Origin of the sequence: Rhizobium sp. WYJ-E13, from assembly GCF_018987265.1 — a bacterium.
In the GTDB taxonomy this organism is placed as follows: Bacteria; Pseudomonadota; Alphaproteobacteria; order Rhizobiales; family Rhizobiaceae; genus Rhizobium.
The window spans coordinates 3,661,027-3,678,685 of sequence record NZ_CP076853.1 but is presented as its reverse complement, the minus strand read 5'-3'; the positions used below and the strand labels follow the sequence as shown (position 1 = coordinate 3,678,685).

Sequence of the window (17,659 nt, the reverse complement as noted above, 5' to 3'; positions counted from 1 at the left end):
AATCGAAATAGGGACAAACCCATGAATATTCACGAATATCAGGCCAAGGCTCTGCTGAAGGGCTATGGCGCGCCGGTCGCGGAAGGCGTGGCTATCCTCAAGGTCGAGGAAGCCGTTGCCGCCGCCAAGTCGCTTCCCGGCCCGCTCTACGTGGTCAAGAGCCAGATCCATGCGGGCGGCCGCGGTAAGGGCAAGTTCAAGGAGCTCGGCCCGGATGCCAAGGGCGGCGTTCGTCTCGCCAAGTCGATCGATGAAGTCGTTGCGCATGCCAAGGAGATGCTCGGCAATACGCTGGTGACGGCGCAGACCGGTGAAGCCGGCAAGCAGGTCAACCGTCTCTACATCGAAGACGGTGCCGATATTGCCCGGGAACTCTATTGCTCGCTCCTGGTCGACCGCTCGGTCGGCAAGGTGGCTTTCGTCGTTTCGACCGAGGGCGGCATGGACATCGAAGCCGTCGCCCACGACACGCCTGAGAAGATCCACACGATCGCCATCGATCCGGAAGCCGGCGTTACGGCGGCCGACGTTGCTGCCATCACCAAGGCGCTTCAGCTCGACGGTGCGGCCGCAGAAGATGCAAAGACGCTCTTCCCGGTGCTCTATAAGGCATTCGGCGAGAAGGACATGGCCCTGCTCGAGGTCAATCCGCTGATCGTCATGAAGGATGGCCATCTGCGCGTCCTCGACGCCAAGATGTCTTTCGATGGCAATGCGCTGTTCCGTCATGACGACGTCAGGGCGCTGCGCGACGAGACGGAAGAGGATGCCAAGGAAATCGAGGCCTCCAAGTGGGACCTCGCCTATGTGGCGCTCGACGGCAACATCGGCTGCATGGTCAACGGCGCAGGCCTTGCCATGGCGACGATGGACATCATCAAGCTCTACGGCAAGGAGCCGGCGAACTTCTGCGACGTCGGCGGCGGCGCCGGCAAGGAGAAGGTTGCTGCGGCCTTCAAGATCATCACCGCAGACCCCAAGGTCGAAGGCATTCTCGTCAACATCTTCGGCGGCATCATGAAGTGCGATGTCATTGCCGAAGGCGTCATTGCCGCGGTCAAGGAAGTCGGTCTCAAGGTTCCGCTCGTGGTTCGCCTCGAAGGCACCAATGTCGATCTCGGCAAGAAGATCCTGAACGAGTCGGGTCTGGCCATCACGGCGGCTGACGACCTGGACGATGCGGCCAAGAAGATCGTCGCGGCGATCAACGGCTAATTTGAAGGATCTGAAAGAATGTCTATTCTCGTCAACAAAGACACCAAGATCCTTGTTCAGGGTCTGACCGGCAAGACCGGTACATTCCACACCGAACAGGCGCTTGCTTATTACGGCACGCAGATGGTCGGTGGTATTCACCCGAAGAAGGGCGGCGAAACCTGGACCGGCTCCAAGGGCGAAAGCCTGCCGATCTTCGCAACCGTTGCCGAAGGCAAGGAAAAGACCGGCGCTGACGCGACCGTCATCTACGTTCCGCCGGCAGGTGCAGCCGATGCGATCATCGAGGCGATCGACGCCGAGATCCCGTTCATCACCTGCATCACCGAAGGCATCCCGGTCATGGACATGGTTCGCGTCAAGGCTCGCCTCGACCGCTCCAAGTCGCGCCTGCTCGGCCCGAACTGCCCAGGCATCCTGACGCCGGAAGAATGCAAGATCGGCATCATGCCGGGTTCGATCTTCCGCAAGGGTTCGGTCGGTATCGTTTCCCGTTCGGGGACGCTGACCTACGAAGCAGTCTTCCAGACCTCCAACGAAGGCCTCGGCCAGACGACGGCTGTCGGCATCGGCGGCGACCCGGTCAAGGGTACCGAGTTCATCGACGTGCTGGAAATGTTCCTCGCTGACGATGCCACGACCTCGATCATCATGATCGGCGAAATCGGCGGCTCGGCTGAAGAGGACGCGGCCCAGTTCCTCAAGGACGAGGCCAAGAAGGGCCGCAGGAAGCCGATGGCCGGCTTCATCGCCGGCCGTACCGCGCCGAAGGGCCGCACCATGGGCCATGCCGGTGCTGTGGTTTCCGGCGGCAAGGGTGATGCGGAATCGAAGATCGCGGCGATGGAATCGGCAGGCATCAAGGTGTCGCCGTCTCCGGCTCGCCTCGGCAAGACGCTGGTTGAAGTCCTCAAGGGCTAAACCAACTTATATACCCGGACGGAAGAAGGCATCCCAACTTCCGTCCGGCTCTCCATTTGTGAAATATGGATGCGCCGCGGACAGGCGGCAATCGGAATGCGGCAGCCGGCGATGAAGCCGGCAAATTCATCTAAGTCAGGAGGCGGACGGAAGCGTCCGCATATCACCATGGCACGGCAAGAAGCCAACGAGCAATTTCAGATCACCTCGTTTCTGGATGGCGCCAATGCTGCCTATATCGAGCAGCTCTACGCCCGTTATGAAGATGATCCCAACTCGGTCGACGATCAGTGGCGGTCCTTCTTCAAGGCGCTGGAAGACGATCCTGCCGATGTGAAGAAGGCGGCCAAGGGCGCATCCTGGCGCAAAAAGAACTGGCCGCTGCAGGCAAGCGGCGATCTCGTCTCAGCGCTCGATGGCGACTGGGGCATCGTCGAAAAGGTCATCGAGACCAAGGTGAAGGCGAAGGCCGAAGCCGCCGGTCAGCCGGCGGGCGCCGCCGACGTGCTGCAAGCGACGCGTGATTCCGTTCGCGCCATCATGATGATCCGTGCCTATCGCATGCGCGGCCACCTGCACGCCAAGCTCGATCCGCTCGGCATCGCCGCTCCGGTGGATGACTATCACGAGCTTTCGCCCGAAAATTACGGCTTCACGGCTGCCGACTACGATCGCAAGATCTTCATCGATAATGTGCTCGGTCTCGAATATGCGACCCTCCGCGAGATGATCGAAATCCTCGAGCGTACCTATTGCTCGACCCTCGGCGTCGAATTCATGCACATCTCCAATCCGGAAGAAAAGGCATGGATCCAGGAACGCATTGAAGGTCCGGACAAGGGTGTTGCCTTCTCCGCTGAAGGCAAAAAGGCGATCCTCGCCAAGCTGGTCGAAGCCGAAGGTTACGAACAGTTCCTCGACGTCAAGTTCAAGGGCACCAAGCGCTTCGGCCTCGACGGCGGTGAATCGCTGATCCCGGCGCTCGAGCAGATCCTGAAGCGCGGCGGTCATCTCGGCCTCAAGGAAGCCGTTTTCGGCATGGCCCATCGCGGTCGCCTGAACGTACTTTCCCAGGTCATGGGCAAGCCGCACCGCGCCATCTTCCACGAGTTCAAGGGCGGTTCTTACGCGCCTGATGAAGTCGAAGGCTCCGGCGACGTGAAGTACCATCTGGGTGCTTCCTCCGACCGCGAATTCGACGGCAACAAGGTGCATGTCTCGCTGACGGCGAACCCGTCGCACCTCGAAATCGTCGATCCCGTGGTCATGGGCAAGGCTCGCGCCAAGCAGGACATGAGCGCTACCGTCTGGGACGGTGACATCATCCCGCTGTCCGAACGTTCCAAGGTTCTACCGCTTCTGATCCACGGCGACGCAGCTTTCGCCGGCCAGGGCGTCATTGCCGAAATCCTTGGCTTGTCGGGTCTGCGCGGCCATCGCGTCGCCGGCACGATGCACGTCATCATCAACAACCAGATCGGCTTCACCACCAACCCGGCCTTCTCGCGCTCGTCGCCTTATCCGTCCGACGTCGCCAAGATGATCGAAGCGCCGATCCTGCACGTTAACGGTGATGATCCGGAAGCTGTGGTCTATGCGGCCAAGGTTGCGACCGAATTCCGCATGAAGTTCCACAAGCCTGTCGTGCTCGACATGTTCTGCTATCGTCGCTACGGCCACAATGAAGGCGATGAGCCGTCCTTCACACAGCCGAAGATGTACAAGGTCATCCGTGGTCACAAGACGGTCCTGCAGCTCTATGCGGACCGTCTCGTTCGCGAAGGCCTGCTCACCGACGGCGAAGTCGAAAAGATGAAGGCCGACTGGCGCGCTCATCTCGAGCAGGAGTTCGAAGCCGGTCAGCACTACAAGCCGAACAAGGCCGACTGGCTGGACGGCGAATGGTCCGGTCTGCGCACGGCTGACAATGCCGACGAACAGCGCCGCGGCAAGACCGCCGTGCCTATGAAGACGCTCAAGGATATCGGCCGCAAGCTGTCGGAAATTCCTGAAGGCTTCAATGCGCACCGCACGATCCAGCGCTTCATGGAAAACCGCGCCAACATGATCCAGAGTGGCGAAGGCCTCGACTGGGCCATGGCGGAGGCGCTTGCTTTCGGTGCGCTTGTCGTCGAAGGTCACAAGATTCGTTTGTCCGGTCAGGATTGCGAACGTGGTACCTTCTCGCAGCGCCACTCGGTTCTCTACGATCAGGAAACTGAAGAGCGCTACATCCCGCTCGCGAACCTGTCGCAGACGCAGGCCCGTTACGAAGTCATCAACTCGATGCTTTCGGAAGAAGCCGTTCTCGGCTTCGAATATGGCTACTCGCTGGCTCGTCCGAATGCTCTGACGCTCTGGGAAGCCCAGTTCGGCGACTTCGCAAACGGCGCGCAGGTCGTCTTCGATCAGTTCATCTCGTCGGGCGAACGCAAGTGGCTGCGCATGTCGGGTCTCGTCTGCCTGCTGCCGCACGGTTATGAAGGCCAAGGTCCGGAACACTCGTCCGCCCGTCTGGAGCGCTTCCTCCAGCTTTGCGCGGAAGACAATATGCAGGTCGCCAACGTCACGACGCCGGCGAACTACTTCCACATCTTGCGCCGCCAGCTGAAGCGCGACTTCCGCAAGCCGCTGATCCTGATGACGCCGAAGTCGCTGCTGCGCCACAAGCGCGCCGTATCGACGCTTGCCGAACTGGCCGGTGAATCTTCCTTCCACCGTCTCCTTTGGGACGATGCCGAAGTCATCAAGGACGGCCCGATCAAGCTGCAGAAGGACGCCAAGATCCGTCGCGTCGTCATCTGCACCGGCAAGGTCTATTACGACCTGCTGGAAGAGCGCGAAAAGCGCGGCATCGACGACATCTACCTGCTGCGTATCGAGCAGCTCTATCCGTTCCCGGCCAAGGCGCTCATCAACGAGCTGTCCCGCTTCCGGAACGCCGAGATGGTTTGGTGCCAGGAAGAGCCGAAGAACATGGGTGCCTGGTCGTTCATCGACCCGTATCTCGAATGGGTGCTTGCCCATATCGATGCGAAGTACCAGCGCGTTCGCTACACGGGTCGCCCGGCCGCCGCTTCGCCGGCAACGGGCCTGATGTCGAAGCATCTGTCGCAGCTCGCCGCGTTCCTCGAGGATGCGCTGGGCGGCTAGCAAGAAGAGGGAAGCGCGATGGCATATTTCTTCATGAGACTTGTGCCGCCGCGCTCCACGTTCCCGCATGACGGGACCGGGGAGGAAATGGCGGCGATGAAGCGCCATGCCGAATATTGGCACCAGAAGGCCCTGGAGGGATCGGCGATTGCCGTCGGTCCCGTTTTCGAGGCTGGAGGGGCTTTCGGCGTTGCGATCGTCGAGGTTGAAGATCAGGTGGCAGCCAAGGCGCTTGCTGATGCCGACCCGATCATCACGTCCGGCTTCGGTTTCCGTTTCGATGTCTCGCCAATGCCCTCAATCATTCTCCGGCCGCAGGCCGGGACCGCTATCTAACACGATAACAAGCACAATCAGGATTTGAACAATGGCCACAGAAATCCGCGTTCCAACACTCGGTGAATCCGTCAGCGAGGCAACCGTCGGCACCTGGTTCAAGAAGGTCGGCGATGCCGTGAAGGCCGACGAGCCCATTCTCGAGCTTGAAACCGACAAGGTGACCATCGAAGTTCCGGCTCCGGCTTCCGGCACGCTTTCGGAAATCGTTGCGCAGGCCGGCGAGACGGTTGGCCTCGGCGCGCTTCTCGGCCAGATCGCGGCAGGCGCAGGCGCCGCCGCTGCCCCGGCTGCCGCTGCCCCGGCCGCAGCGCCTGCTGCACCCGCTCCGACACCAGTTGCTCCGGTTGCTGCCGCTGCCGCTCCCGCTTCGGCCGCCTCCGTATCCTCCATGCCGCCGGCTCCGGCTGCGGCAAAGATGCTCGCAGAAAGCAACCTCTCGGCCGATCAGGTCGATGGTTCTGGCAAACGCGGCCAGGTCCTGAAGGGCGATGTCATCGCAGCCGTCGCCAAGGCTGCAGCGGCTCCGGCCTCAGCATCGGCAGCCCCTGCAGCTCCGCGTGGTCCGTCGACGGTCGAGGATGCCGGCCGCGAAGAGCGCGTGAAGATGACGCGCCTGCGCCAGACGATCGCCAAGCGTCTCAAGGATGCGCAGAACACGGCTGCCATGCTGACCACCTATAACGAGGTGGACATGAAGGCCGTCATGGACCTGCGCAACAAGTACAAGGATGTCTTCGAGAAGAAGCATGGCGTGAAGCTCGGCTTCATGGGCTTCTTCACCAAGGCGGTCACGCACGCGCTCAAGGAACTGCCGGCCGTCAACGCTGAAATCGACGGCACCGACATCATCTATAAAAACTATTGCCACGTCGGCATGGCTGTCGGCACCGACAAGGGGCTTGTCGTTCCGGTCATCCGTGATGCTGACCAGATGTCGATCGCGGAAATCGAGAAGGAACTCGGCCGCCTCGCCAAGGCAGCCCGTGACGGCTCGCTCTCCATGGCAGAGATGCAGGGCGGCACCTTCACCATCACCAATGGTGGTGTCTACGGCTCGTTGATGTCCTCGCCGATCCTCAACGCACCGCAGTCGGGCATTCTCGGCATGCACAAGATCCAGGAGCGTCCTGTCGCCATCGGCGGTCAGGTTGTCATCCGCCCGATGATGTATCTGGCACTCTCCTACGACCACCGTATCGTCGACGGCAAGGAAGCCGTGACCTTCCTCGTGCGCGTCAAGGAAAGCCTGGAAGATCCGGAACGTCTGGTTCTGGACCTCTGAGCGGAGCGATCTGCCATGCGAGACCGGATCATGCGAGTGGCGGGCGCAGTGTTCTGCGCCACGGTTGCCCTCATGCCGGTCTTGGCTCTCGCCTTCGATGCGAACAAGGCGAGCAGTAATTTCGACCTCGTGTCATCAGGCGATGCGGAGCTTTCCGCACGCTCCATCAAGACCGTTGATATGGGCAATGTCGAGCTCACCTCGGGCCGCATCGTAGCCGCCGATCCGCTGGCGCAGCCGGATCGGCCGGCATTGGCAAAAACGGTTCCTGTCGGCGAATATCCGGTGCGGCTCTATGAGGCTTTCGGACGGGTTGCGGCGGCAAGCATGCGCTTTGCCGAGGGCAAGCCCGATCACTGGGAGCTTGCGACCATTCCGGGCCAGGATGTCGGCACCCTGAAGGACGACGAGATCTTCGGTTATCCCGTCGATGCCGGCCTCGGCAGCTATATGGACGCAGATACACTTGATTTGATCGGGCAACGTGAACAGTTGGTTCAGGCGCAAAAGCCGGGTTCCGATGTGAATTATTACGACGACGTGGTCGCTTCCGAACTCGATGCCAACAAGGGTGTCTATGCGTTGCACCGGCCGGTGGCCGGCAAGAAGGGCAATGTGGCGATCTTCTGGAGCGGATGGGGCGACGGCTTCTATCCGGTGTTCTGGGGTCTGGACAAGGACGAGCATCCGCTGGTGCTGCTGACGGATTTCCAAGTCATCGAAAACGCCGACGGGCGCAGAAAGCCGAGCTTGTAATGAATGGAGCGGGGCATATGACGACGAAGCGGAAGGGTCTGGCAGCGATCGTCATCGCCGCACTGTCCTGTGCTCCGATTTCCGCCCTCGCTGCCGAATGCAAGCAGGCCAAGGCGATCTATGGAGATCGCGACGGTGCCTATGAGCTGCGCTTTTCGCCGATTACCTCCGAGGCCATGACCTCGACCCATCAGTTCAAGCTCAGTGCGCTGAAGACCCCTGTCGTGATGGACGGCTATATCATGTCCTCCGACGATCCGCAGCGGACTATGGGCATGGTGATGTTCAACTGCCCTGACGGTGATGTTACCGGCGCCGATCTCGATGCCTGCATGGTCTGGCAGGGTTTTGTATATCGCGCGAAGGAAGGCGGGCTCGACAATCTGCAGTCTGGTGATAGCCCGGCAGCAGACAGGATCGTCTTTCCCGGTCTCGGTCCCGCCATCCGCCAGTCTTCGGCCTGGGGTGACGGCAAGGCAAAGATCGCGCCATGGGATGTTCTCGATTTCAAGGGGTGCGCGCAATGACCGACAGTCCCGTTCTACTGGTTACCGGCGGCAGCCGTGGCATTGGCGCGGCTGCCTGTCTGGTTGCTGCTCGCCATGGCTGGCGTGTTGCGGTGAACTATGCCTCGAACGAGACGGCGGCGAATGCTGTCGTTTCTGAGATCGAGAAGGCCGGTGGTCAGGCGATCGCCGTCAAGGGCGATGTCGGCAGTGCCGCCGATATTGTCTCGATGTTCGAGGCGGTCGACAAGTATTTCGGGCGGCTGGACGGGCTGGTGAACAATGCCGGTATCGTCGACTACATCGCGCGCGTCGATGAAATGTCTGCCGAGCGTCTCGAACGCATGATGCGGATCAATGTAACGGGTTCGATGCTCTGTGCCGGTCAGGCGGTGCGTCGCATGTCCACCAGGCATGGCGGCCGAGGTGGCGCGATCGTCAATATCTCGTCCATGGCCGCAGTGATCGGCGGGCCGGCGCAGTATGTTGATTATGCCGCGTCCAAGGCCGCCATCGATACGTTCACGATCGGGCTTTCCAAGGAAGTCGCGGCTGAGGGCGTCAGGGTCAATGCCATACGTCCCGGCATCATCGAAACGGATATTCATGCCTCCGGCGGGCAGCCGGACAGGCCGAAAGAAATGGCTTCATCGATCCCGATGAAGCGAGCCGGACAAGCGGAAGAGGTGGCCGATGCGATCGTCTATCTGCTTTCGCCCTCGGCATCCTACATAACAGGCGCGATCCTCAATGTGAGCGGCGGGCGCTAGTCAATAACGTAAAGGGAAAAAGCAATGTCCTATGATGTGATTGTTATCGGAACCGGCCCTGGCGGCTATGTCGCGGCAATCAAGGCTGCGCAGCTTGGCCTCAAGGTCGCGGTCGTCGAGAAGCGCGCCACCTATGGCGGTACCTGCCTGAATGTCGGCTGCATCCCTTCCAAGGCGCTGCTGCATGCTTCCGAGATGTTCCATGCGACGCATCATATGGAAGAGTTGGGCATCGAAGTCGCCGCTCCGAAGCTCAATCTCGAAAAGATGCTGGCGCACAAGGATGCGACGGTAAAGTCCAACGTCGACGGCGTTGCCTTCCTGTTTAAGAAGAACAAGATTGACGCCTTCCACGGCACCGGCAAGATCGTCTCCACCGGCAAGGTCTCAGTGACCGCCGAAGACGGCACGGTTCAGGAAATCGAAGGCAAGAACATCGTCATCGCCACGGGTTCCGACGTCGCCGGCATCCCGGGTGTGAACGTCGATATCGATGAGAAGATCGTCGTATCCTCCACCGGCGCCATCGCGCTGGAAAAGGTACCGGAAACGATGATCGTCGTCGGCGGTGGCGTCATTGGCCTCGAGCTCGGCTCGGTCTGGTCGCGTCTCGGCGCAAAGGTCACTGTCATCGAATTTCTCGACAAGATCCTCGGTCCGATGGATGCCGATGTTTCCAAGCAGTTCCAGCGTATGCTTGGCAAGCAGGGCATCGATATCAACCTGAGCTCCAAGGTGACGGGGGTTGAAAAGGGTGGCAAGGGCGCCAAGGTGACCTTTGAGCCGGTCGCCGGCGGCGCTGCCCAGACGCTTGAAGCTGATGTCGTTCTCATCTCCACCGGCCGTATTCCGTACACGGCCGGCCTCGGTCTCGAAGAAGCAGGCGTCAAGCTCGACAATCGCGGCCGCGTCGAAATCGACGGCCACTTCAAGACCAATGTCGAAGGCATCTATGCAATCGGCGACGTCGTGAAGGGTCCGATGCTGGCGCATAAGGCAGAAGACGAAGGCGTCGCGCTTGCCGAAATCCTCGCTGGCCAGCACGGCCATGTGAATTACGACGTGATTCCGAGCGTCGTCTACACACAGCCCGAAGTCGCTTCCGTCGGCAAGACCGAAGAAGAGCTGAAGGCTGCAGGCGTCGCCTACAAGGTTGGCAAGTTCCCGTTCTCGGCCAACGGTCGTGCTCGCGCCATGCTGGCGACGGACGGTTTCGTCAAGATCCTGTCCGACAAGGAAACCGATCGCGTGCTCGGCGGCCACATTGTCGGCTTCGGCGCCGGCGAGATGATCCACGAGATCGCCGTGCTGATGGAGTTCGGTGGTTCCGCTGAAGACCTCGGCCGCACCTGCCACGCGCATCCGACCATGTCGGAGGCCGTGAAGGAAGCAGCGCTCGCCGCATTCTTCAAGCCGATCCATATGTAAGATTAAATATCAGCAATCATTCATGATGCCGCTTGCTTTCGGGCCGGCGGCATTCTTATTTGTTAGGCAAGATCTGCTAACTATTTGACGAAAGACAATAAAATGAATGATCGCGTCGTTGTCAGCTACAGCCTCTCCCAACGTTTCCTTCACTGGGCGACCGTGCTCCTGGTCCTCTACAATCTTCTTTTGCCCGATGGCATGAATGCCTGGTATCGGCTTGTCCGCCGTGGCGGGACACCCTCGCCGGAACAAATCGCTTCGGCCAATATCCACGCCTATGTCGGCATTGCCATCCTGCTTGTGACGGTCGTCAGGCTCTGTCTGCGCTTCGTGCAGGGCGTGCCGCCTGAATCCGCAGACGAGCCGGCAATCTTTCGGCTCGCCGCACGGCTCGCACATGCAAGCCTTTATCTGCTGCTGCTCGCCCTGCCGGCTTCAGGCATCGCGGCCTATTATCTTGGCGTGGAAGCATTGGGCTCGCTGCATGCCGGCGTCCTGAAACTCATCCTCTGGATCGTCATTGCCGCGCACGTTTTCGGCGCTCTGGTTCACCAGTTTTATTGGAAGACCGATGTCTTGCGGCGGATGACGGTCGGTTAAAGGCTAAGGCGGTCAGTTGACCGCCGTGACCGTGAAACCCTGCTGGCGCAGCAGTTCGATGACACCTTCCTTGCCCGGAAGGTGCAGGGCGCCGACGGCCATGAAGACGTTGCCGTTGGCGAGGATGGGCGCGGCGCGTTCGGCCATCACCTTGTTGCGGTCGACGATGACGCGCTGCTCGAAAGCGGCGTAGTCGCTGTTCTCGTCGCTGCCTTCAGGCGTGACGGTCTTCAGCATCGGCATGGTCATGCCGATATCGCCGGAGAGATAGATGTCGGTCATGGTCTCGACCACGTCGTTCATCTTGCCGCCAAGTTCGAGGGTCTCGATCAGCGACTTCAGATGAAACTCGACCGGCAACTCGGCCATGGCCTGCAGCTGTTCCGCCAGGGTCTCAAGACCCTTGACCTGTTTGCCTTCGGCGGCCGCATCCGCTGCGATCTTCTGGTCGAGGAACTGTACGCCCTTTGCCTTGCGGGCGATCTCGCAGGCAGGAAGTGCAACGGCGCTCGCGATCATCCAGGGGCGCATGCGGGAAACGGCCGAGAGGGGGATACCGCGCTGCTTCAGCCCGGTTTCGAGGCGGCTGTAGTCGCCAGGCGAAAGAAGCTTGTCGATTGTGGTGCCGTCCGTGAACATCATCAGATCCGGCTTCATCAGCAACGCTGCGGTCGCCTTCTTCTCATCGAGAATTTCGTCGGACTCGATGACGATCGTATCGGCGCCGTCATGAGCAGTCTGGGTGCGGGGCGGCAGGTTCAGGACGCGCGGGTCGGTGACGTGCATGGTGCCAAGCAGCCAGGAGGCCTTGAGACCCGGTTTTTCGATCTTCCAGAAAATGCCTTTGCCGTTTGGCGTTGCATCCGCTTCCTTCACGGCTTCAGCGTAACGGGCAGGGTCGTTCTGCTGCAGTTCGGTGAGAAGGTTCTTTCCGGTGCAGCTGTCTTCCGCGGCGTCGGCCGGCGTGACGGAAAAGACAACGGCGAGCAATGCGGCGGCCAGCAGCATGTGGAAGGCTGCGATCAGCCAGAGCAGGATATTGCCCGGCTGCGCGATATGGAAAGTCCGGTGGCCGATGAAGATCGTCATGCTGGTAATCCGGTCACTTGTGCTTCGAGCCTCATGCTCTACGCCGGGCTTGCGCATATTCCTTTAAGAGACAGCGTTAACGAAGGATTACGCACGCGGATGCGCCTTATCATACACTTCCAGGAGCCTTGATGCATCAACGCCGGTATAGACCTGCGTGGTCGAGAGGCTCGCATGACCGAGCAGTTCCTGGATGGTGCGCAGGTCGCCGCCGCCGGCCAGCAGATGGGTGGCGAAGGAATGGCGAAGCGCATGCGGGGTTGCCGTTTCCGGCAGGCCGAAGGCACTGCGCAGCTTCTGCATGGTGCGCTGGATGATGGCAGGCTGCAGTTTGCCGCCGCGGGCGCCGCGAAAGAGCGGTTCGCCGTCCTCCAAATGAAAGGGGCAGAGCTGCCGGTATTTCTCGACGGCTTCGAAGACGATGGGCAGCAGCGGCACCAGGCGGGTCTTGTTGCCCTTGCCAGTGATGCGCAGTGTGGTGGCTTCGGGCCTGAGATCGGTGGGTGTCAGGTCGAGCGCTTCGGAAATGCGCAGGCCGCAACCATAGAGCAGGGTCATGACGGCAGCATCACGTGCAGCGATCCAGGGCTCGTCATGGAGCTGGGCATCGCTGCCGACAACGGTGATGGCGTGGCGGTCGGAGAGCGGCTTCGGAAGCGATTTCGGTTGTTTCGGGGAGCGCACGGCGCCGGCGCCCGCCGCATTCACGAGGCCCTTCTTTTCAAGGTGACGCAGGAAGGAGCGAATGCCGGCAAGATTGCGAGCCACCGAGCGGGCGCCGGAGCCCTCCTTGCGCCGGGCGGCCAGAAAGGCGCGGAAGTCTGCCGGGCGCAGCGCCTCGATATCGCGCAATGTCGTCGGACCGCCGAGGTGACCGGTCATGAAGGTCAGGAACTGGCGTGTGTCGCGCTCATAGGCATCGAGCGTATGCTCGGAGAGGCGGCGCTCCAGAGCGAGGTTTTCAAGCCAGGCTCCTCGTTCCGTCATCAGGTGCGGATCGGCAACGATCAGGAGTTCATTCACGGTTTTAACTCTTGAATTTGCTTTCGATGACGCCAATTCTGAAACAGTGACGTTATGGAATTGCTAATGCTTGCCAAGCCCTTGTCATGTATCGATCATAATTCATTGAGATAGCTTATAGCTCCCGTAAAACAGGAATTTTCATGGCACGGCGCGATTCCATGACGGCCTTTGGACAGCTCGCGGAAGCGATCGCCCTGGTTTCACACGGAAAGCCCGGCCATATCGTCGATACGTTGATCGCCGAGCGCGGGCAGAAGATCGTCCGCCATCCGCTTTGGCCTGTCATGCGGCCGTTTCTCTACACGCTGCTGCGCTACAACAAGGCGATCGAATTCGCCAACGACGTTGCCAACATGCCGGGCTTCCAGTCTTTCGAATATATGAGCAACCTGCTGAAGCTCGACATCAACGTCACCAACGCCGAGCGCATCCCGGCATCAGGCGGTTTCATCCTCGTCAGCAATCATCCGACCGGCATTGCCGACGGTGTGGCCGTGTTCGATCTCTTGAAGACGTGCCGCCCGGATATGATGTTCTTCGCCAACCGGGATGCCGTACGCGTCAATCCGCGCTTTGCGGAAATGATCATACCGGTCGAATGGCGCGAGGAATTCAAGAGCAAGCTCAAAGCGCGCGAGACACTGCAGCTCACCAACCATGCGGTCAAAGAGGGCAAGGCCACCGTGCTTTTCCCCTCAGGCCGTATCGCCTACTGGGCGAACGGGCAGCTGAACGAGCGGCCATGGAAAACTTCTGCCGTCGGCCTTGCCCGTAAATACGGCCTGCCGATCCTGCCCGTTCATATGACGGCGCGCAATTCCGGGCTTTTCTACTGGTTTGCCAAATGGTCGACGGAATTGCGCGACATGACGGTATTCTATGAACTTCTGAACAAGAAGGGCGACCGCTTCGATTTCGTCATCGGCAATCTAATTCCCGCCGAACAGCTCGACGGCGATCTGAACGAGGTAACGAAGGCGCTGGAAAAGCACACGGTCTGCGACATGGCGGCTGATGGGGATTCACGCTTCGTGCCCGTGTCCCGACAACTGTTGCCGGAGTTGGTTGCTGCCCATTCTTTTTAGCATTGCTTTGCGCTAAAGCGGAGGCATGCGTCTTCGCTCCATGTTTGCCAAGAATTACCGGTCACTGCGCTCGATCCGCATGGATCTTGCGGATACGACGCTGTTTCTTGGAGAGAACGGTGCCGGCAAGTCCAATCTCTATCGTGCCCTGCAACTTGTACAGGCGGCGGTTCGCGGGCGGCTGGCCTATGAGCTTGCCGCTGAAGGCGGCATGCTGTCGGCTCTTTGGTCCGGCAAGCGGCCCAAGTCCGACGGACCTGCACGCATTCGCCTAGAAGTCGAGATCGTCGACGAGGAGCGGGCCGTCACATTCCGATATCATGTCGAGGCCGGCCTGCGCCCACCAAAGGCGGCTGCGGGCTTTGCGTTGGAACCGCAGATCAAGGCTGAGGAGCTTTCCGTCGAAATCGGCCGCCGTCCGGTGATCATGATGAAACGGGCCGGCCCTGGCATCTCTGTTCGTGATGCTGCGGGGCGGATGCAAGACTATCCGGACGAAGCGCTGACATCGGAAACAGCAATCGCTTTGCTCGGCGATGCCGGCCATTTTCCCGAAGTTGCCGCCTTCCGCCGTATCGTCAACAATTGGCGCTTCTTCCACGGTTTTCGCACGGACAGGGCCTCGCCACTTCGTCATCCCTGCCTTGCCGTCACCAGTCCCATGCTGGACGAGGATGGTGCTAATCTCGCCGCCGTCTTTGCGACGCTTGCGCACACACGGCAGGATACGGTGGAGCTTGATCGCATTCTCGCATCGGCCCTCGGGGGCGCAAGGCTCATCGTGCCGGAACCGGGCGAGACGGCGGAGTTCGGTTTGATGCTTCCCGATTTCCCGTACCGCGTCTTTCATCCGCGTGAGCTGTCTGACGGACAGATCCGCTTCCTCGGTCTTGCTGCGGCACTGCTTTCTTATCGGTTGCCGGCGCTCATCGCCCTGAACGAGCCGGAGGCGAGCCTGCATCCGGATATGCTGCTGCCGCTCGCAGACATGATCGCGGAAGCTTCAAAGAGCAGCCAGGTCTGGATCGTCACCCATTCGGCGCAACTGGCCGAGGCCGTGCGCGAACGTTGTGGCGTTCGTTCACGAAAGGTTATCCGCGAGAATGGCGCCACCTGGATCGAAGGCATGCGGCTGACGGGAACGATCGCTGGTGACGACGACGATGACGAATAGCCCTCATTGTCGGCGGGTTTCATTTCACGGCCGTTGCGGGCATGGTCTGCCGCGATGAGTACAGATTCGTCCGATCTTTTTGGCGCGCTTTTCGAGGCCCTGCCCGTAAACCGTACAGTTCCGGTGCTGGTGCCGATGCCGGCGCCAAAACCCTATTCCTATTCTGTGCCCGATGGCATTGCGGTCGAGCCCGGCTCGGTCGTGCAGGTGCCGCTTGGGCCGCGCCAGGTGATCGGTGTCGTCTGGGATGGCGGTGAGGATGGTGTCGACCCTAAGAAGCTCAGGCCCATCACCCACGTCTTCGATTGCCCACCGCTCAACAAGGAGATGCGGGATTTCATCGACTGGGTGGCGACCTATACGCTTTCTCCGCCGGGACTGGTGGCGCGGATGGCGCTGAGGGCGCCGAATGCCTTCGAGCCGGAGCCGATGGTGGAGGGATTACGGTTCGTCGGTGGCCAGCCGGAGCGGATGACGCCGGCGCGCGCTCGCGTGCTCGATGCGACCTCAGACGGGCTCTCCTGGACCCGGATCGGTCTTGCCCATGCCGCAGGTGTCTCCACCAGCGTCGTTGACGGGCTGATTGCACAGGGCATTTTCGAGACCATCTTCCTGCCGCCGCCGCCTGTTGTTGCTAGGCCCGATCCGGACTTCATCGGTTCCCGCCTCGAGGGTCCGCAGAAGGAGGCCGCCGAGGAAATTCTGGACGAAGTGCGCAAGGGCGAATTTGCCGTTTCGCTGATCGACGGCGTGACCGGCTCCGGCAAGACGGAAGTCTATTTCGAGGCAATCGCAGAGACGCTGAGGCGGGGCAAACAGGTGCTGATCCTGCTGCCGGAGATCGCTCTTACCGCAAGCTTCCTCGAACGCTTCCAGGACCGGTTCGGCGCGAAACCTGCCGAGTGGCATTCCGATCTTGCGCCGCGTATGCGTGAAAAGGTCTGGCGGCAGGCGGTAACGGGTGAGGTGCGGGTCGTCGCCGGCGCGCGCTCGGCGCTGTTCCTGCCGTTTGAAGATCTCGGTCTCATCATCGTCGATGAAGAGCATGATCCTGCCTACAAGCAGGAAGATCGCGTTTATTACAACGCGCGCGACATGGCTGTTGTACGGGGTCGGATCGGCGATTTTCCTGTTGTGCTCGTTTCGGCGACGCCTTCTGTGGAGAGTCAAGTCAATGGCCAGAGCGGACGCTACAGCACGATCCATCTGCCGACACGTTTCGGCGACGCGGCACTTCCCGACCTGCATCTCGTTGACTTACGACGACACCCCCCTGAGCGCGGCGGTTTCCTGTCACCCGTGTTGATCCGGGCGATCGGTAAGACGGTAGAAAAGGGCGAGCAGGCGCTGCTTTTCCTCAATCGCCGAGGTTATGCGCCGCTGACGCTCTGCCGTGTCTGCGGCCATCGTTTCCAATGCCCGCAATGTTCGAGCTGGCTGGTCGAGCATCGCTTTCGCCGGCAACTGCAATGCCATCAATGCGGCCATACCGAGCCGACGCCAGAGGCCTGCCCGGAATGCGGAACGCTCGACCACCTCGTCGCCTGCGGGCCGGGCGTGGAGCGCATCGCCGAAGAGGTGGAGCGGCATTTTCCCGATGCGCGTACCATCGTGCTCTCTTCCGATATCATGGGCGGGGTGAAGCGGCTGCGGCTGGAGCTCGATGCCATCGCCAAGGGAGAGGCGGATATCGTCATCGGTACACAGCTCGTGGCCAAGGGGCACAATTTTCCGCTGATGACGCTTGTCGGCATCGTCGACTCGGATCTTGGGCTCGCGAATGGTGATCCGCGCGCGGCGGAGCGGACCTTCCAGCTTCTTTCGCAGGTCACGGGTCGTGCCGGCCGAACCGGGCTCAAGAGCCATGGGCTGCTGCAGACCTATCAGCCGCAGCATCCGGTCATGCAGGCGATCGTGTCGGGCGATGCGCGGGCCTTTTACGAGCGCGAAATCAGCGAGCGGGAGCGTGCGGTGCTCCCACCCTTCGGCAGGCTCGCCTCCATCATCGTTTCGGCCGATACGCGGCATGATGCGGAGAACCATGCGCGCGGCATGCGCAACGCTGCACCCCAGGTTTCAGGCATTTCCGTCCTCGGTCCGGCGGAGGCGCCGCTGGCGCTGGTGCGCGGCCGCCATCGTTTTCGTCTTTTGGTGCATGGACGCCGGAATTCCGACATGCAGGCCTATCTGCGGGCGATGCTGTCGCAATCGCCGAAAGAGCGCGGCTCTGTTCAGGTGCAGCTCGACATCGATCCGCAGAGCTTCCTGTAGATCATTGCTGCCCGACATTTCCGGATGCGGCCGATCATGGC

The 17,659-nt window shown here is 60.8% G+C and carries 15 protein-coding genes; 13 read left to right on the top strand and 2 right to left on the bottom strand.

The features are described from left to right. The first annotated feature begins 21 nt into the window (after positions 1–21). The 10 genes from sucC to KQ933_RS18250 all read left to right on the top strand — a co-directional run bounded on the left by sucC (position 22) and on the right by KQ933_RS18250 (position 10,973). Complete coding sequence (gene sucC / locus KQ933_RS18295; protein WP_216756174.1) at positions 22–1,215, top strand: ADP-forming succinate--CoA ligase subunit beta; 1,194 nt, start codon at positions 22–24, stop codon at positions 1,213–1,215. An 18-nt stretch (positions 1,216–1,233) separates the two neighbouring features. Next, positions 1,234–2,136, top strand: coding sequence for a succinate--CoA ligase subunit alpha (gene sucD, locus KQ933_RS18290; RefSeq protein ID WP_216756173.1), 903 nt, complete (start codon positions 1,234–1,236; stop codon positions 2,134–2,136). 168 nt (positions 2,137–2,304) lie between these two features. After that, entirely contained in the window at positions 2,305–5,289 is a 2,985-nt protein-coding gene (locus KQ933_RS18285; RefSeq protein WP_216756172.1) for a 2-oxoglutarate dehydrogenase E1 component, read from the top strand. 18 nt (positions 5,290–5,307) lie between these two features. Then, positions 5,308–5,625 carry a YciI family protein gene (locus KQ933_RS18280; RefSeq protein ID WP_216756171.1) on the top strand — a complete coding sequence of 106 codons (318 nt, stop codon included), beginning with the start codon at positions 5,308–5,310 and terminating at the stop codon, positions 5,623–5,625. Positions 5,626–5,656: 31 nt separating this feature from the next. Next, positions 5,657–6,910, top strand: coding sequence for a 2-oxoglutarate dehydrogenase complex dihydrolipoyllysine-residue succinyltransferase (gene odhB / locus KQ933_RS18275; protein WP_216756170.1), 1,254 nt, complete (start codon positions 5,657–5,659; stop codon positions 6,908–6,910). A 15-nt stretch (positions 6,911–6,925) separates the two neighbouring features. Next, on the top strand, positions 6,926–7,666 hold the full coding sequence (locus KQ933_RS18270) for a DUF4241 domain-containing protein (RefSeq protein WP_216756169.1): 741 nt from the start codon (positions 6,926–6,928) through the stop codon (positions 7,664–7,666). Beyond that, positions 7,666–8,193 carry a hypothetical protein gene (locus KQ933_RS18265; RefSeq protein WP_216756168.1) on the top strand — a complete coding sequence of 176 codons (528 nt, stop codon included), beginning with the start codon at positions 7,666–7,668 and terminating at the stop codon, positions 8,191–8,193. The genes KQ933_RS18270 and KQ933_RS18265 overlap by 1 nt, the downstream gene beginning before the upstream one ends. Continuing rightward, positions 8,190–8,942, top strand: a complete 753-nt coding sequence (locus KQ933_RS18260) for an SDR family oxidoreductase (protein WP_216756167.1) — start codon at positions 8,190–8,192, stop codon at positions 8,940–8,942. The genes KQ933_RS18265 and KQ933_RS18260 overlap by 4 nt, the downstream gene beginning before the upstream one ends. A gap of 24 nt (positions 8,943–8,966) precedes the next feature. Then, positions 8,967–10,370 carry a dihydrolipoyl dehydrogenase gene (lpdA, locus tag KQ933_RS18255; RefSeq protein ID WP_216756166.1) on the top strand — a complete coding sequence of 468 codons (1,404 nt, stop codon included), beginning with the start codon at positions 8,967–8,969 and terminating at the stop codon, positions 10,368–10,370. Between the two features lie 102 nt (positions 10,371–10,472). Further along, positions 10,473–10,973 (top strand): cytochrome b, encoded by a 501-nt coding sequence (locus KQ933_RS18250; RefSeq protein WP_216756165.1) that lies wholly within the window; start codon positions 10,473–10,475, stop codon positions 10,971–10,973. Between the two features lie 12 nt (positions 10,974–10,985). On the opposite strand, the gene KQ933_RS18245 is transcribed toward KQ933_RS18250, so the two are convergent. Together KQ933_RS18245 and KQ933_RS18240 are read right to left on the bottom strand one after the other, a co-directional pair. Then, entirely contained in the window at positions 10,986–12,062 is a 1,077-nt protein-coding gene (locus tag KQ933_RS18245; RefSeq protein ID WP_216756164.1) for a TraB/GumN family protein, read from the bottom strand. Between the two features lie 87 nt (positions 12,063–12,149). Then, positions 12,150–13,085, bottom strand: coding sequence for a tyrosine recombinase XerC (locus KQ933_RS18240; RefSeq protein WP_216756163.1), 936 nt, complete (start codon positions 13,083–13,085; stop codon positions 12,150–12,152). Positions 13,086–13,228: 143 nt separating this feature from the next. Between KQ933_RS18240 and KQ933_RS18235 the strand changes: the two genes are divergently transcribed. The 3 genes from KQ933_RS18235 to KQ933_RS18225 are packed head-to-tail and all read left to right on the top strand — an operon-like array spanning position 13,229 to position 17,618. After that, positions 13,229–14,173, top strand: coding sequence for a GNAT family N-acetyltransferase (locus KQ933_RS18235; protein ID WP_216756162.1), 945 nt, complete (start codon positions 13,229–13,231; stop codon positions 14,171–14,173). A 25-nt stretch (positions 14,174–14,198) separates the two neighbouring features. After that, complete coding sequence (locus tag KQ933_RS18230; protein ID WP_216756161.1) at positions 14,199–15,347, top strand: AAA family ATPase; 1,149 nt, start codon at positions 14,199–14,201, stop codon at positions 15,345–15,347. A gap of 54 nt (positions 15,348–15,401) precedes the next feature. Then, positions 15,402–17,618, top strand: coding sequence for a primosomal protein N' (locus KQ933_RS18225; protein ID WP_216756160.1), 2,217 nt, complete (start codon positions 15,402–15,404; stop codon positions 17,616–17,618). Positions 17,619–17,659 lie beyond the last annotated feature (41 nt).

What these genes read in the sequence shown, in the direction of transcription:
- sucC (WP_216756174.1), top strand. Translation starts at nt 22, where the DNA reads ATGAATATTCACGAATATCAGGCCAAGGCTCTGCTGAAGGGCTATGGC.
- sucD (WP_216756173.1), top strand. Translation starts at nt 1,234, where the DNA reads ATGTCTATTCTCGTCAACAAAGACACCAAGATCCTTGTTCAGGGTCTG.
- KQ933_RS18285 (WP_216756172.1), top strand. Translation starts at nt 2,305, where the DNA reads ATGGCACGGCAAGAAGCCAACGAGCAATTTCAGATCACCTCGTTTCTG.
- KQ933_RS18280 (WP_216756171.1), top strand. Translation starts at nt 5,308, where the DNA reads ATGGCATATTTCTTCATGAGACTTGTGCCGCCGCGCTCCACGTTCCCG.
- odhB (WP_216756170.1), top strand. Translation starts at nt 5,657, where the DNA reads ATGGCCACAGAAATCCGCGTTCCAACACTCGGTGAATCCGTCAGCGAG.
- KQ933_RS18270 (WP_216756169.1), top strand. Translation starts at nt 6,926, where the DNA reads ATGCGAGACCGGATCATGCGAGTGGCGGGCGCAGTGTTCTGCGCCACG.
- KQ933_RS18265 (WP_216756168.1), top strand. Translation starts at nt 7,666, where the DNA reads ATGAATGGAGCGGGGCATATGACGACGAAGCGGAAGGGTCTGGCAGCG.
- KQ933_RS18260 (WP_216756167.1), top strand. Translation starts at nt 8,190, where the DNA reads ATGACCGACAGTCCCGTTCTACTGGTTACCGGCGGCAGCCGTGGCATT.
- lpdA (WP_216756166.1), top strand. Translation starts at nt 8,967, where the DNA reads ATGTCCTATGATGTGATTGTTATCGGAACCGGCCCTGGCGGCTATGTC.
- KQ933_RS18250 (WP_216756165.1), top strand. Translation starts at nt 10,473, where the DNA reads ATGAATGATCGCGTCGTTGTCAGCTACAGCCTCTCCCAACGTTTCCTT.
- KQ933_RS18245 (WP_216756164.1), bottom strand. Translation starts at nt 12,062, where the DNA reads ATGACGATCTTCATCGGCCACCGGACTTTCCATATCGCGCAGCCGGGC.
- KQ933_RS18235 (WP_216756162.1), top strand. Translation starts at nt 13,229, where the DNA reads ATGGCACGGCGCGATTCCATGACGGCCTTTGGACAGCTCGCGGAAGCG.
- KQ933_RS18230 (WP_216756161.1), top strand. Translation starts at nt 14,199, where the DNA reads ATGCGTCTTCGCTCCATGTTTGCCAAGAATTACCGGTCACTGCGCTCG.
- KQ933_RS18225 (WP_216756160.1), top strand. Translation starts at nt 15,402, where the DNA reads ATGAGTACAGATTCGTCCGATCTTTTTGGCGCGCTTTTCGAGGCCCTG.